A 13,223-nucleotide genomic window follows, 5' to 3' on the forward strand; every position below is an offset into this window, starting at 1 on the left:
CCGCACCGATGCAGCCCGTCCCCCATGTCGAGTTCGAGATCACCAGCTGTTTCAGCTTTCTGCGCGGGGCGTCGCATCCCGAGGAACTGGTCGCGACCGCTGCCGCCTTCGGCTATGACCGGGTTGCGATCGCCGACCGGTCCAGCCTGGCCGGCGTGGTCCGGGCCCATGTCTCGGCCCGTAAGCTGGGCCTTGCCCTGCATGTCGGCGCCAGGCTCGATCCCGAAGATGCGCCGCCGATGCTGCTCTATCCGCGCAACCGGGAAGCCTATGGCAGGCTCTGCCGCCTGCTGACCCTGGGCAAGCGTCGGGCGCCCAAGGGTGCCTGCCGGCTGACCCTGGCCGATATTCTTGCCATGGCGGAGGATCACGAGATCATCCTGCTGCCGCCGATGTCGTGTCCTGCAACCGGCCCCCACTCCGACTGGGATGCCCATGCCGCAGCCGCCAGCCGGCTGGCGGCCGCCTTCCCCGATGCGGTGCATCTGGCGGCGCGCCATCTGCTTGCCGGCGATGACGACGCCCGCATCGCCCGGGTCGATGCGCTGGCCGGCCGGCTCGGCATCGACATGATCGCCACCGGCGACGTGCGCATGCATGTACCGGAGCGGCGGATGCTCGCCGATGTGATGACCTGCATCCGCGAGCATGTGACCATCGACCGGGCCGGCCGGCGGCTCGCCCGGAATGCCGAACGGCATCTGAAGCCACCGCCTGAGATTGCCCGCCGCTTCGCCCGCTATCCTGACGCCCTTGCAGCTGCCCGCCGGATGTCCGACCGGCTGAACTTCCGGCTCGACGAACTCTCCTATGAATATCCGATGGAGACCGGCCTGCCCGGCGAAACACCCCAGCAGACCCTGGAGCGCCGGACGCGGGAAGGGCTCGCCTGGCGCTATCCCGAGGGGGCCTCGGCCGGGATCCGGAAACGGGTCGAAACCGAACTCGGGCTGATCGGCCGCAAGGGCTATGCGCCCTATTTCCTGACGGTGGACGAGATCGTGCGCTTCGCACGCGATCGCGGCATTCTGGCCCAGGGGCGCGGATCGGCAGCGAATTCCGTGGTCTGCTTCCTGCTCGGCATCACCGCCGTCGACCCCACCCGGGTCGACCTGCTGTTCGAGCGTTTCATCAGCGATGCCCGTGACGAGCCACCCGATATCGACGTCGATTTCGAGCATGAACGCCGGGAAGAGGTGATCCAGCATCTCTATGAAAAATACGGCCGCGACCATGCCGCACTTGCCGCCACCGTCATCAGCTACCGGCCGAAAAGTGCGCTGCGCGAGGTCGCCCGCGCCATGGGGCTGGACGAGGATACCGCCGGCCGGCTTTCGGGTCAGATCTGGGGTCATTCCGACGAGCCGCTCGACCGCGAGGCCCTGCGGGCTGCCGGAATCGATCCCGATGCGCCGCGGATCCGGGCGACCATCGCGCTTGCCCGCAGCCTGCTCGGCTTTCCGCGCCATCTGTCGCAGCATGTCGGCGGCTTCGTACTCACCCGCCGACCGCTGGAAGAGACGGTGCCGATCGGCAATGCCGCCATGCCCGACCGCACCTTCGTCGAATGGGACAAGGACGATCTGGATGCGCTCGGCATCCTGAAGATCGATGTGCTGGCGCTGGGCATGCTGACCGCGGTGCGCAAGGGTTTCGAGCTGATCCGGCAGACCACCGGCCAGAGCTGGACCATGGCCACCCTCCCGCCCGAGGATCCGGCGGTCTATGACATGCTCTGCCGGGCCGATGCGGTGGGGGTGTTCCAGGTGGAAAGCCGGGCCCAGCTCAACATGCTGCCGCGCCTGAAGCCGCGGACCTATTACGACCTGGTGATCGAGGTGGCGATCGTCCGGCCGGGGCCCATTCAGGGCGACATGGTTCACCCCTATCTGCGCCGGCGCGACGGGCTGGAGCCGGTGGATTATCCGTCGGACGAGCTGAAGGCGGTGCTGCAGCGGACCATGGGCGTGCCGCTGTTCCAGGAACAGGCGATGCGCATCGCCATGGTCGCCGGCGGCTTCACCGGCGAAGAAGCCGACGAACTGCGCCGGGCCATGGCCGCCTTCCGCCGCACCGGATCAGTGAACCGTTTCCACGACAAGCTGGTCTCAGGGATGGTCGCCCGCGGCTATGACCGCGACTTTGCCGAACGCTGCTTCCGCCAGATCGAAGGCTTCGGCGAGTACGGTTTTCCGGAAAGCCATGCCGCCAGTTTTGCCCTGATCGTCTATGTCTCAGCCTGGATGAAATGCCATCACCCGGCGGCCTTTACCTGCGGGCTGCTCAACAGCCAGCCCATGGGTTTCTATGCACCGGCCCAGCTGGTGCGCGATGCCGCAGCCCATGGGGTGGAGATCCGGGCGGTCGACATCGCCCGCAGCGATTGGGATTGCACGCTGGAACCGACCACCGCCGCCACCGGTGCGGCAGGTCTGCCGGCGCTGCGCCTGGGCTTTCGCCTGGTGAAGGGGCTCGCGGAAGCGGATGGGCGGCGGATCGCCGAGCGGCGACCGCCCGGCGGCTATGACAGCCCGGCCGCCATCACCCGGCTGGCGGGGGTGGCACCGGCGGCCCTGATGCGCATCGCCGAAGCCGACGGTTTCCGTGGCATGGGGCTGGATCGGCGCCGGGCGCTCTGGGCGCTGAGCCGGATGGAGGCCGGAGCAGCCCTGCCGCTGTTCGCCGGGCTGGATGATGGCGGCAGACCCGCAGAGGCGCCGGCCCCTCTGCCGGCGACCCCGGCGGCACGGGCGATGGTCGAGGATTATGCCTCGACCGGCCTCACCCTTCGCCGCCATCCGATCACCCTGATCCGCGCCGAGCTGGACCGGCGCGGCGTGGTGCCGGTTTCGGCGCTCGGCGGCATCACCAGCGGGCGGCGCACGTCGGTGACCGGGCTGGTCACCACCCGCCAGCGACCGGGCACCGCCAAGGGCATCGTGTTCATCACGCTGGAAGATGAAACCGGCTATGCCAATCTGATCGTCCGGCCCGAGATTCGTGATCGCCATCGCGTTCTGGTTCATACCGGTCGGGTGCTCACCGCGCGCGGCCGGCTGGAGCGATCGGGGCAGATCATCCATCTGCTGGTCGAAACCCTGGCCGATGCCGAGCCGATGCTGACCGCCGCGGTCGGACGTGCCGACGACCGGGCCGCGGCCGAACATCTGGCGGCCCTTGGCATCCGGCTGGACGCGACCGCGCCGACGACGACCCCGCCCGCTGGCCAGATCCGCCTGCGATCGCGCGATTTTCACTGACCCCCGATCGCAGGGGACGGGGCGGGCCGGCACCATGATCTCATCAACCATGGATCGCAGATCAGCTTCATGTCTATGATGAAGGCGGATGTGCTTCTTCCGTGCACGGCACCGCATGTCCCAACAAGGCCATGCAGTTGTCCTCGCCTTATCACCCGGGTGCATCCGTCGGCTTCCTATAAAGGAAGATGACGTTTCAGATGAACCAGCACCCGCCCCGGTCGGGCCGTTCCAGCCGCGGGGCGCGCGCGCATGAACGGATGGCGATATATGGCCGACAGCCTCTTTCTGCGTGAATTCCTACGCGCCCCTCTCCGCACGGGAGCCCAGCAACCTTCGAGCCGCGCCCTCGCCGCCGCCATGGCCGCCGAGATCGACCCCGCGGCCGACGGGCCGGTGGTCGAACTGGGCCCCGGCACGGGCGTCGTGACCCGGGCGCTGCTCGACCGCGGCATTCCGGAAGATCGCCTGATCCTGATCGAACTCAACCCCAGCTTTGCCGACCATGTCCGCCGCATGTTTCCGCAGGCCACCGTGCTCAACGGCTCGGCCTTCGACATGCGCCGGCTGATCACCACCGAAATCGGCGGTGGTGCCGAACCGCAGATTGCAGGCGTGGTCTCGGGTCTGCCGCTCCGTGGCCGGCCCGATGCCCTGCGGACACGGCTGCTGGAAGACGCCCTCGACCTCGCCCGACCGGCCGCCGGCCGCTTCGTTCAGTTCACCTACTGGTATGACAGCCCGGTGCCCTTCGACCGGACCCGGGTAGACGGCCGCCGCACGCGTTTCGTACCGTTCAATCTCTGGCCGGCCTCGGTCTGGACCTATCGCCGCCATCCGGATCTGCTGACCGGCTGACGCCGGACGCGGCCGATATCAAGACGGTCCCGCCGCTGCACGATCCGGCGGGCAGCCGCCGGCAGCGGCTCCCATCCCGACGGCACCGCCCAACCGCGCGGCCGGCAGCAGCAGTGTCGCCGTGGTGCCGATATTCTTTTCGCTGTCGAGTGTCAGCGAGCCGCCATGGAGTTCGGCCAGCATCCGGGCCAGCGGCAGGCCAAGCCCCGTGCCGTCGAACCGCCGGTTCAGCTTGCTGTCGACCTGACCGAAGGCCTCCAGCGCCACCTCCAGCTCGTCGCGGGACATGCCGATCCCGGTATCCGCCACCACGATGCGCAACCCGCCATCGCTGACGCGGCCGGCCGTTATCGTGACCCGTCCACCGGCAGGCGTGAACTTGATCGCATTGGACAGAAGGTTGAGCACGATCTGCTTGATCTTGCGGCCGTCGCCGGAAAGGACGGGCAGGCCCGGCGAAACCTCGGAACACACGCTGATGCCTGCCACCTCGGCCCGTTCCCGCAGCATGCCGACCGCCTGGCCGATCAGCGCGTCGACCACCACCTGTTCCTCGACCAGTTCCAGCTTGCCGGCCTCGGCCTTGGACAGATCCAGAATATCGTTGATCAGCGACAGCAGGTGCTGGCCCGATACCCGGATATCCTCGACATATTCCCTCTGCTTGGCGCTGAGATCTCCGGCATAACCCGCCGTCAGGACTTCTGAAAACCCGATCACCGCATTCAGCGGGGTGCGCAGCTCGTGGCTGATATTGGCCAGGAACTGCGACTTGATCCGGTTGGCCGACTCAGCCTGTTCCTTGGCGGCCCTGAGCGCCACTTCCACCCGCTTGCGGCCGGTCACATCCCGCAGATTGACCACCACACCGCCCACCGCCGGGTCTTCGATCCGGCTGCGGCCGATCGCCTCCACCGTCACCCAGTGCCCCAGCGAATGCCGGAGGCGGAATTCCAGCACGGCGGTCACACCAGGGTCTGCAAGAGCCGCGCGATAGACTTCGGCGACGCGGCTGCGATCTTCGGGATGGAGCAGTGCTGCAAAGGCGGTCCCCGCCACCTCTCCCGGTGCCCGCCCCAGAACCCGCCGCGTGCTGGGGCTCGCAAAGGCGACGCTGCCGTCGCGCTCCAGCACCAGAACCACGTCCAGCACGTTCTCGATCAGGGCCTTCAGCCGCCGGTCCCTCAGATCGGCCGCCCGCTCCGCCTCGGTCTGGTCGGTAACGTCGCGCGCAATCGCGATCATCGATACGGCGCCGCCGCTCTGGGGCGAGGCGAGGCGCATGACGAGGGTCTCGCACCGCCCGATCGCACCGTCGGGACGGCGGAAATCAAGGGCACCGCGCCAGCTGCCGGTCTCCATCACCTGATCCCGGATCGCCTCCAGCCGCCGCGGCAGATCCTCGCCCGCCAGAACATGATGGATGGTGTAGCCCCCCACCCGGCCGGCATCCAGCCCGGTCATCCGGGCGGCGCCGCCATTCCATCCGATCACCCGCGCCGCGGCATCGAACAGGACCACGCCGTCATTCGTCCGGTCCCAGAGAAGCCCGGTTCCGTCGATCAGATGGCGCGGCGACGACGAGATCCGCCTGGAGCGCCACCACAGCCCGCCCGCGACCAGTGCACCGGCGACCGCAAGCAACAGAAGGCCGCCGCCAAGGGCCGCCCCGGGCAGCTGCACGATACCGCTCAGATGAAGACCTGCGCAGATGCCGACGCCCGCAAACAACAGGGCCGCGGCGATGAGTGCGGGCTCAAGCCCGGCACAGGCGGTGGCCGGCAAGGTCAAAACCGGCGCTGCAGGCAGAACCGGAGACACAGATGCCCCCTCCGGCTGCCCCGCATCGGCGGGCATGCCGGTCTCTGACGGCTCGCGCGAAAACTGCACGCCTCCCCAGGCCACGTCGTCGAACCTCTTGACCCGCCACCCCCTCCGGCCATCGCCGGAGACGGTTACGCCGCTTCGACCACGGTATCGGGCCCCATGGTGATGAAGACACCATCGGGCCCGTCCTGATCGCTTTCCCGGTGTTCTTGTTCGCTGTCGGAGCGAAGTCGACGATGGACTCAACCACCAATGATGCAGCTTGTCAACATAAGGTCACTCGTCGCGAACCACCCTCGTGCGGAACCCGTCGCTTCCGCGACTTAGAATCACCGTCTCGCGATTCACCGTTGTCTTGAGGTGCACCTCTCGACCCCAAAGTGTGTAGACGTGATCCAGGGTCTTCTCCGCATAACCCAGCTGCAGATCCCGGCCGTCATGGACGTGTTCCAGCAGCAGCCCGCGGCTGCGGCCGTAATCGCCGTCGAGCACCCGGATCATCGGCATGGCATTGGTGCCGGTCTGGCGGATCAGCCGGTCGCGCACCTCGCGCCAGCCGCTTTCATTCGACACTTTCGCCACCACCAGATCATTGCCGCGCGGTTCATAGGCGAACAGGTCCTGATCGCGCATCAGCTCCTCGTCCAGGAAGCGCCGCAGGAAGCTGGCATCCCGCTCGCTTTCGCGGATCTGGAACAGCTTCTGCCGGGTGGCGGCCGCAGGCGCTGCCGGCAGGGCGCGCCGCGGATCCCAGGGCCCCTCTTCCTCGGCCACCAGCCTGTCCCAGATCGCGAGCCCCAGGCAATAGGGGTTCACGTCGCCCGGGATGCGCCGCACCACCTGATTGTGGCGGACCAGGAATTCCATGTGGATGTCGGGCGGCAGCCCCAACGTGTTCATGATCGCGCGGTGCCAGAAGCTGGCCCAGCCCTCGTTCATGATCTTGGTTTCCATCTGGGGCAGAAAGTAGCGCGCTTCCTCGTCCACGATACCGATCAGATCGCGCTGCCAGTCGGCCAGATAGGCGCCGTGGTCGCGAATGAACAGCAGCAGGTCGGGGTCCGGATCCAGCGGCAGCCGTTCCAGATCAGCGTTTGTCGCCGCCTCGTCCAGACGTTTGCGGGCATGGATCGCAGCATAGGGGTCGGGCGTACCCGTCGCCCGGTCCAGCGCCCGGGCGCGCTGTTCGGCCGGCGACAGCCGCGGCACGGCCGGGTTGCGGCCGATGTTGAACGACAGCGCATGGGCGGCATCCAGAATCTTCTCCACCGCCTCCAGCCCGATCGAGGGGTCCTCGACATAGCTGCGCACCCGATCGGCATGCATCTTCACCTGGCCCAGGATCAGTTCGGCGCGGGTGCCGCGGGCAAAGTAAAAATTGTTTTTGAAGAAATCGTTATGGCCATAGACATGGGCCATGGTCAGGATCTGCAGGCACAGCGAGTTGTCGCGCATCAGATAGGCGATGCTCGGGCTGCTGTTGATCACCATTTCATAGGGCAGGCCGGCCACGCCCAGGTCGTTGAGCGTGCGCTGGCGTTCATAGGATTTGCCGAACGACCAGTGTGGATAGTGCGACGGCATGCCGTGATAGGCCATGAAGCCGATCATCTGGTCACGGTCACAGATCTCGAATTCCTGGTCATAGCAATCGAGTTCATATTCCGCGACCTTGTCGCGGATGCGCGCATCCCATTCTTCCAGATCGCGCATGGTCCAGCTCATGCCCATGGGGGCAGGCCCTCCCGGTCATGTCCGACGAGACGGGGAATAACGGGGCGAGGCATGGCGGATGCGCCGTCAGGCGCCCGCGGCCGCCTCGGCCGGTGCCTCCTCCGGGCGTTTCTCCTTGGTCAGGAAGGCCCGGAAGGCCGGCCAGACATCCTCCTTCCGCTCGATCGACAGCATGTGGAAATTCGGCGCAGTCACGCGGCGGAAGACATCCAGCATCGTGGCATCGCGAAACCGCCAGGCATTGGGTTTGATCTCGCCATAGCCGAACAGGTTCGACACCTCGCACAGCTCGTTCGCGGCCGCGACCGTCCGGTCATTGTCCGACGGGAAGTTGTCGCCATCCGAACAATGGAAGGAATAGATGTTCCACAGCGACGGATGATAGCGCTCGCGAATGATCTCCAGGGCCTTTTCGTAGCCACTGGAAATCAGCGTACCGCCACTTTCGCCACGATGGAAGAAATCATGCTCGTTCACCTCGCGCGCCACCGCATCATGAGCAACGAACACGATTTCGACCGTGTCGTATTTGGTGCGCACGAACTGATAGAGCATGAAAAAGAAGCTCCGTGCCAGATACTTCTTCATCGTATCCATGGAGCCCGAGGTATCCATGATGCAGATCACCACGGCATTGCTTTCGGGTTCCACCTGCGGGCGGATACGGTGATAGCGCAGATCGTCCTTGCGGAAGCGGAAGCGGGTACCGGCGACGGTTCCACCGTCTTCATCCGCCATCTCATCCTCTGGCAGTTCGTCTTCGATATCCTCGGCTGCATCGAGATCAGGATCCGAAACGGGCGGCATGCCGGTCGCCATCCGCCGGCGGACGCGGGCGATGGCCGTCCGCCGTTTCGACATGTGAACGCGGATGCCGCTCTTGCGATAGCCCTTGCGGCGGTGGGTGCGCTCCGAAATCACCTCGCGCAGCTTGCGCCGCTCCATGTCGGGCAGTTCCAGATCCTCGAACATGATCTGGATCAGCTCGTCGAGCGTGATCTCGGTCTCGTAGACGTCGCGGCCGGCCTGGTCGCCGGCTGGGCCCTGGCCGGGCTTGCCCTGACCGTCGCCTGCCTTGCCGACCACCTGGCCTTCGGCGGTATCGCCATCGCCCTGGCCGACGCCGCCCTGGTTGTCACCGAAGATGAAGCGGTATTCCTTGATGCCGCGGATCGGCACCTTGATCGTCTTCTCCCGCGACTGGCCGATGATCGCCTCCTCAGCGACCAGATCGGCGATGTTGTCGCGGATCGCCCGGCGGACCTTGTCACGATGCCGCTGGCGGTCACCGGCGCTGCGATCACTGCGCAGGCCTTCGCTCTGGGCATAGTCCCGGAAAATCGTCGCCATGCAGCTCTGCCATCCCTCTGCTGCCGCGATCGGCCGGCGAGGCCCGGAACGGGCCCGCCGGCCGATCGCGATCTGCTGGATCGGACCGCCGCCCGCCTCAATCCTTCCAGAGATTGTTGGCGGCGTATTTCAGCACCACGTCGGCCGAATAGCTGTTGTAGCCATTGCCCAGCAGGTTCTTGACCAGCTGGTCGTACTTCTCCCGCTGATCCTCGTCGCGGGTCCGGGCCTTGGTGATGATGCGGCTGATGTCGCGCACGGAATTGGTCAGCTTGCGCTCGATCGCATCCTTGAGCGGCTCATAGGACGAATAATGCACCTTCTCGCCGCGGCGGGTGGCTGCCCAGAGATAGGCGATGACCTCCTGCCGGAAGCCTTCGGCCGCGGTGCCGATGATCGCGATCTGCTCTTCGATCGATTTCAGGAAAGCCTCGTCGGGCTGCAACTCCTCCCGCGTGTTGCGGTCCTTGACCTTGGTGCGGTTGATATAGGCTTCGGCATGATCGAGGTAATTCTGGAACAGGGTCTCGGCCTGTTCCTCATAGGCATACACAAAGGCGCGGGTGATCTCCTTCTCCAGGATCTCCAGATAGGCCTTGTGGATGGTGTCCTGCAGCAGCTCCAGATAATGCTTGCGCCGGTCGTCGGGCATTTCACTCCCTTTGACCATGGCGATCAGCGCCTCGCGGATATGGATCGGCGTGATGCCGTCGGGGCTGTCGGCAAGGGCATTGTCCACCGCCTTGACGATGAAACGGGTGGAAATGCCGCTCATGCCTTCGGAAATCGCCTCGTCGCGCAGTTCGTCGACATCGATCTTCTTCGCCCGGCCCTTCTCGACCACCTCCTCGCCGTTATAAAGCCTGAGCTTGGTCATCAGATCGCATTTGGGCGTCGGCGCCAGCCGCGACAGGATCGCGAACATGGCCGCCACTTCCAGCGTGTGCGGCGCGATGTGATGGCGATAGCCCGATTTGCCCAGGATCTTCGAATAGATCTTCACCTCTTCCGAGAGCCTGAGATTGTAGGGCACCCGGATCATCACGATACGATCCAGGATCGCCTCGTTGGTGTGGTCGGATTTGAACTTCTGCCACTCGGCCTCGTTCGAGTGGGCGACGATGCATTCATCGACATAAACCGTGCCGTGCCGCCCGGGGGCGGGCACGAATTTCTCCTGGGTCGCGGTCAGGATGGCGTGGAGATATTCGGTCTCGTTCTTGAAGACCTCGATGAACTCGACGATGCCGCGATTGCCGGCGTCGAAGGCGCCGTTCAGGTCCAGAACCCGCGGATCTCCCTCGGAGAAGCGATCGAGTTTCGAGATGTCTTCAGACCCGATCAGGACCGACGTGTCCTGGTTGTTGGGATCGACCGGCGGTACGACCGCGATGCCGCGCCGGGCGCGCTTGGAAATCGAAACGGTCCTGACCGGCATCTCTTCATACCGGCCGTTGAACTCCTCCTTCAGCCGCCAGCGGCAGATCGGGCAGAGATCGCCGTCGATGCGGACGTTGAGCATCTTCTCGAATTCCCGGCGCAGATGGCGGGGAATCAGATGCAACGGCTCCTCGCGGATCGGGCAGCCGTCGATGGCGTAGATGGGCGGGGCTTCCTCCAGCCCGCGTTCCAGCCGTTCGACCAGCGAACTTTTCCCCGAGCCGACCGGGCCCATCAGATAGAGCACCTGCCGGCTTTCCTCGCCCTGCAGGGCGGCGGAATGGAAATAGCGCACGAACTGCTGGATGGTGCGTTCCATGCCGAAGAACTCGTCGGAGAAGAACCGATAGGTCTTCACCGGCTCGTCTCCGAACAGGCGCTGCAGGCGCGGGTCGTCGGCACCGCCGACCAGATCCACGCCCTTTTTCATGATCATGTCGTAAATGCGGGCATGCGCCAGTTTGGTGATCTCGGGATTGTCCCGGACCTTTTCCAGATATTCCAGAAAAGTGCCGGACCAGTCCTGCGAGGTGCGTTCCTCGCGGTCCTTCTCGATCAGACTGGCGAAAGAGGTTTTGGGCTGCTCCATGATCGCCCTTCCCGTCCGTTGAAGCGATTGCCGCGGGGGCCAGCCAGAGCCCTTGCGTCCGGTTCGCGTCCGCCGACGTCGGATCGACCGGCCCATGCGGCCGGATAAGGGTCACCCTGATCGCCGAACGACGGCAGACGTGAAGGTCTATCGCGCATGTCGCGGTTCAGAGCCGCGATCGGTTCCCGAACGGCCCTGCCGTACGCCATCCGGACCGGAGCGATGCGGGTTCATTCAGGCTCCGATATGAATCACTTGTTGCCCGGACACGCAGGCTTCAAGAAGAAATCGCCCTGCGGCCACACCGCCGGCCGGCTCCGCCCCCGCGCAGGCCACGGAAATCCGGCCGCACTGCGGCATTCCGCCGCGCCCCGATGACCCGACAAAAATTTGCCCGCCCCCGATCGACTTGTGGATCCGGGTATGCATCAGGGCATGAAGGGTGCGCCCGGCTCGGGCCCGTCATCCATACCAGCCGCGACGTCTGCAAGCCGGGCTTCAAGCCGCTGGATCCGCCGGACCAGCCCGTCGATCAGCCGGTCCTGGCGCAGGATCTCGGCCGAAGCCTCGTCCAGCATGCGCTCCAGATGGGCCATGCGTTCTTCGATGGCGATCAGGCGGTCATCCATGGGTGTCCGGCTCCCGGGTCATATAGCGGGCATCGGCTTCATAGCTGGCGAGCTTCACGGCAAGCGCCGAGCCCGGCGCCACATCACGCGCCCTGAAACCCATCGCGGCCCATCCGGGTGCCGACCCGCCGACGGCCGTCAATGCCAGACGCGGCAAGCCATAATCGCGGGCCAGCCGGTCCAGCATCCCCACAAGCTGTCGGGCGAGCCCCGCCCCCGCGCCGCGGGCAGCAGGGCCACGTCGTGAATATACAGGCAGTCGGCGTCGCCGGGGATCGCGCCCAGCAGGCTGTCCAATGCCGGCGGCCGGCGGTCGATCCAGGGATGGGTCACCGCATAACCGACCATCCGGTCATCGGCGATCGCGGCGAAGCAGCCGGCCGGAAACAGGCGCAGCCGCTCGGCCGGAACCTCTGCACGTTCCGGGAAATCGAGATGCACCGCATCGGCAATCTCGTTCAAACGGTCGAGATCTGCAGCCGTGAGCGGCCGCCAACCCGCGCGGATCATCCTCTCATCTCCGGAGCTGGTCGGATTTCAAGGTTTGGACGTTGGCATGTCCCCTGATCCGGAGCAAGGGCCCGGACCCCGGCGCCGACGTAAAAAAAAAGCCCGGGGCGAGCCCGGGGCGAAGGTCGGCCTTTCCGTGAATGCAATCGCCGCTTCCGCCCGACCATCTGGTCGCCGCGGAAGCCGGGGCAGAGCATGCCCCGGGCGCATGTCGCGGCCATGACCGCCGGATGATCGTTCGATGACGGTACCGCAGAGGTGAACGGACCCGCTCAGGGATAGGCGCAGACGTCGGACGACACCTCGACGAAGCTGCGATTGCTGGCCCGGATCGCAAAGCGGTATTCGCGGTCACCGATCACCATGCTGTGCTGCAACGGCAGGGTGCCGGTCGCCTCGGTCGCCCGACCGCCGATCTCGATGAAGCGCAGCGTCACCGGCTGCGACGGATCGAACCAGGCCTCGCGATCGCCCTTGTCGTTGACCGAGGTCTCGCCCCGGCCGGTGACGGTGATCAGCCCATCGGCGAAGGTCACCGCATCATTGCTACCGGTCGACAGCGGAGTCGGCAGAATGAAGCGCTTGGTGACCGGCCCCCCCTCGCAGCGCCGCTCGTTGCTGACCGCGCCGATCACGAAATTCAGCCGCTCGGGCTTCACCCCGTCGGCCATCCGGCTCTGCGCGCGGGTCAGGATCTCGGCCAGCTGCCCCGTCGGGACATCCTTCTGATAGCGCTGGCGCCACTGTTCCACCTCGATCAACGCGCTTTCACGCGCTTCGCGCAGGCGGGCATTCTCGGCGCCCAGTTCCGAAAGCCTGACATTCAGGTCGGCGACGGACTGTTCCAGTCGCCGGACCTCGCCTTCGGCCAGCATCGCGCCGGTGCGATAGGCATAGGCGCCCGCACCGGCAATGATCGCCAGCCCCGCCAGCCATTTCAGCATCATCATCCGCCGGCGCCGCTTTTCGCGGCGGCGGCCGGCGTTCAGCCCCAGTGACATGCCGTCTTCGTTCCTCGTCAGCGTC

The 13,223-nt window shown here is 65.9% G+C and carries 9 protein-coding genes; 2 read left to right on the forward strand and 7 right to left on the reverse strand.

Annotated features, from left to right (window positions below; genetic code table 11):
- The first annotated feature begins 8 nt into the window (after nucleotides 1-8).
- Both TMO_RS09695 and TMO_RS09700 read left to right on the forward strand, forming a co-directional pair.
- Nucleotides 9-3,260, forward strand: coding sequence for an error-prone DNA polymerase (locus tag TMO_RS09695; RefSeq protein WP_014745444.1), 3,252 nt, complete (start codon nucleotides 9-11; stop codon nucleotides 3,258-3,260).
- 270 nt (nucleotides 3,261-3,530) lie between these two features.
- Complete coding sequence (locus TMO_RS09700; RefSeq protein ID WP_014745445.1) at nucleotides 3,531-4,118, forward strand: class I SAM-dependent methyltransferase; 588 nt, start codon at nucleotides 3,531-3,533, stop codon at nucleotides 4,116-4,118.
- A gap of 18 nt (nucleotides 4,119-4,136) precedes the next feature.
- Here the strand turns inward: TMO_RS09700 and TMO_RS29340 are convergent, their stop codons facing one another.
- The 7 genes from TMO_RS29340 to TMO_RS09735 all read right to left on the reverse strand — a co-directional run bounded on the left by TMO_RS29340 (nucleotide 4,137) and on the right by TMO_RS09735 (nucleotide 13,198).
- Nucleotides 4,137-5,939 carry a PAS domain-containing hybrid sensor histidine kinase/response regulator gene (locus tag TMO_RS29340; RefSeq protein WP_014745446.1) on the reverse strand — a complete coding sequence of 601 codons (1,803 nt, stop codon included), beginning with the start codon at nucleotides 5,937-5,939 and terminating at the stop codon, nucleotides 4,137-4,139.
- Nucleotides 5,940-6,221: 282 nt separating this feature from the next.
- Nucleotides 6,222-7,676 (reverse strand): SpoVR family protein, encoded by a 1,455-nt coding sequence (locus tag TMO_RS09710; RefSeq protein ID WP_014745447.1) that lies wholly within the window; start codon nucleotides 7,674-7,676, stop codon nucleotides 6,222-6,224.
- 69 nt (nucleotides 7,677-7,745) lie between these two features.
- Complete coding sequence (yhbH, locus tag TMO_RS09715) at nucleotides 7,746-9,029, reverse strand: sporulation protein YhbH (protein WP_014745448.1); 1,284 nt, start codon at nucleotides 9,027-9,029, stop codon at nucleotides 7,746-7,748.
- A gap of 97 nt (nucleotides 9,030-9,126) precedes the next feature.
- Nucleotides 9,127-11,058: a serine protein kinase gene (locus TMO_RS09720; protein ID WP_014745449.1), complete on the reverse strand. Its 1,932-nt coding sequence runs from the start codon at nucleotides 11,056-11,058 to the stop codon at nucleotides 9,127-9,129.
- Between the two features lie 428 nt (nucleotides 11,059-11,486).
- Nucleotides 11,487-11,687, reverse strand: coding sequence for a SlyX family protein (locus TMO_RS09725; RefSeq protein ID WP_014745450.1), 201 nt, complete (start codon nucleotides 11,685-11,687; stop codon nucleotides 11,487-11,489).
- A gap of 138 nt (nucleotides 11,688-11,825) precedes the next feature.
- Entirely contained in the window at nucleotides 11,826-12,197 is a 372-nt protein-coding gene (locus TMO_RS09730; protein ID WP_014745452.1) for a GNAT family N-acetyltransferase, read from the reverse strand.
- Between the two features lie 272 nt (nucleotides 12,198-12,469).
- Nucleotides 12,470-13,198 (reverse strand): hypothetical protein, encoded by a 729-nt coding sequence (locus tag TMO_RS09735; protein WP_014745453.1) that lies wholly within the window; start codon nucleotides 13,196-13,198, stop codon nucleotides 12,470-12,472.
- Nucleotides 13,199-13,223: the final 25 nt, after the last annotated feature.

Source organism: Tistrella mobilis KA081020-065, assembly GCF_000264455.2.
GTDB lineage: Bacteria > Pseudomonadota > Alphaproteobacteria > Tistrellales > Tistrellaceae > Tistrella > Tistrella mobilis.

What these genes read in the sequence shown, in the direction of transcription:
- TMO_RS09720 (WP_014745449.1), bottom strand. Translation starts at nt 11,058, where the DNA reads ATGGAGCAGCCCAAAACCTCTTTCGCCAGTCTGATCGAGAAGGACCGC.
- TMO_RS09730 (WP_014745452.1), bottom strand. Translation starts at nt 12,197, where the DNA reads ATGATCCGCGCGGGTTGGCGGCCGCTCACGGCTGCAGATCTCGACCGT.
- TMO_RS09725 (WP_014745450.1), bottom strand. Translation starts at nt 11,687, where the DNA reads ATGGATGACCGCCTGATCGCCATCGAAGAACGCATGGCCCATCTGGAG.
- TMO_RS09695 (WP_014745444.1), top strand. Translation starts at nt 9, where the DNA reads ATGCAGCCCGTCCCCCATGTCGAGTTCGAGATCACCAGCTGTTTCAGC.
- yhbH (WP_014745448.1), bottom strand. Translation starts at nt 9,029, where the DNA reads ATGGCGACGATTTTCCGGGACTATGCCCAGAGCGAAGGCCTGCGCAGT.
- TMO_RS09700 (WP_014745445.1), top strand. Translation starts at nt 3,531, where the DNA reads ATGGCCGACAGCCTCTTTCTGCGTGAATTCCTACGCGCCCCTCTCCGC.
- TMO_RS09710 (WP_014745447.1), bottom strand. Translation starts at nt 7,676, where the DNA reads ATGGGCATGAGCTGGACCATGCGCGATCTGGAAGAATGGGATGCGCGC.
- TMO_RS09735 (WP_014745453.1), bottom strand. Translation starts at nt 13,198, where the DNA reads ATGTCACTGGGGCTGAACGCCGGCCGCCGCCGCGAAAAGCGGCGCCGG.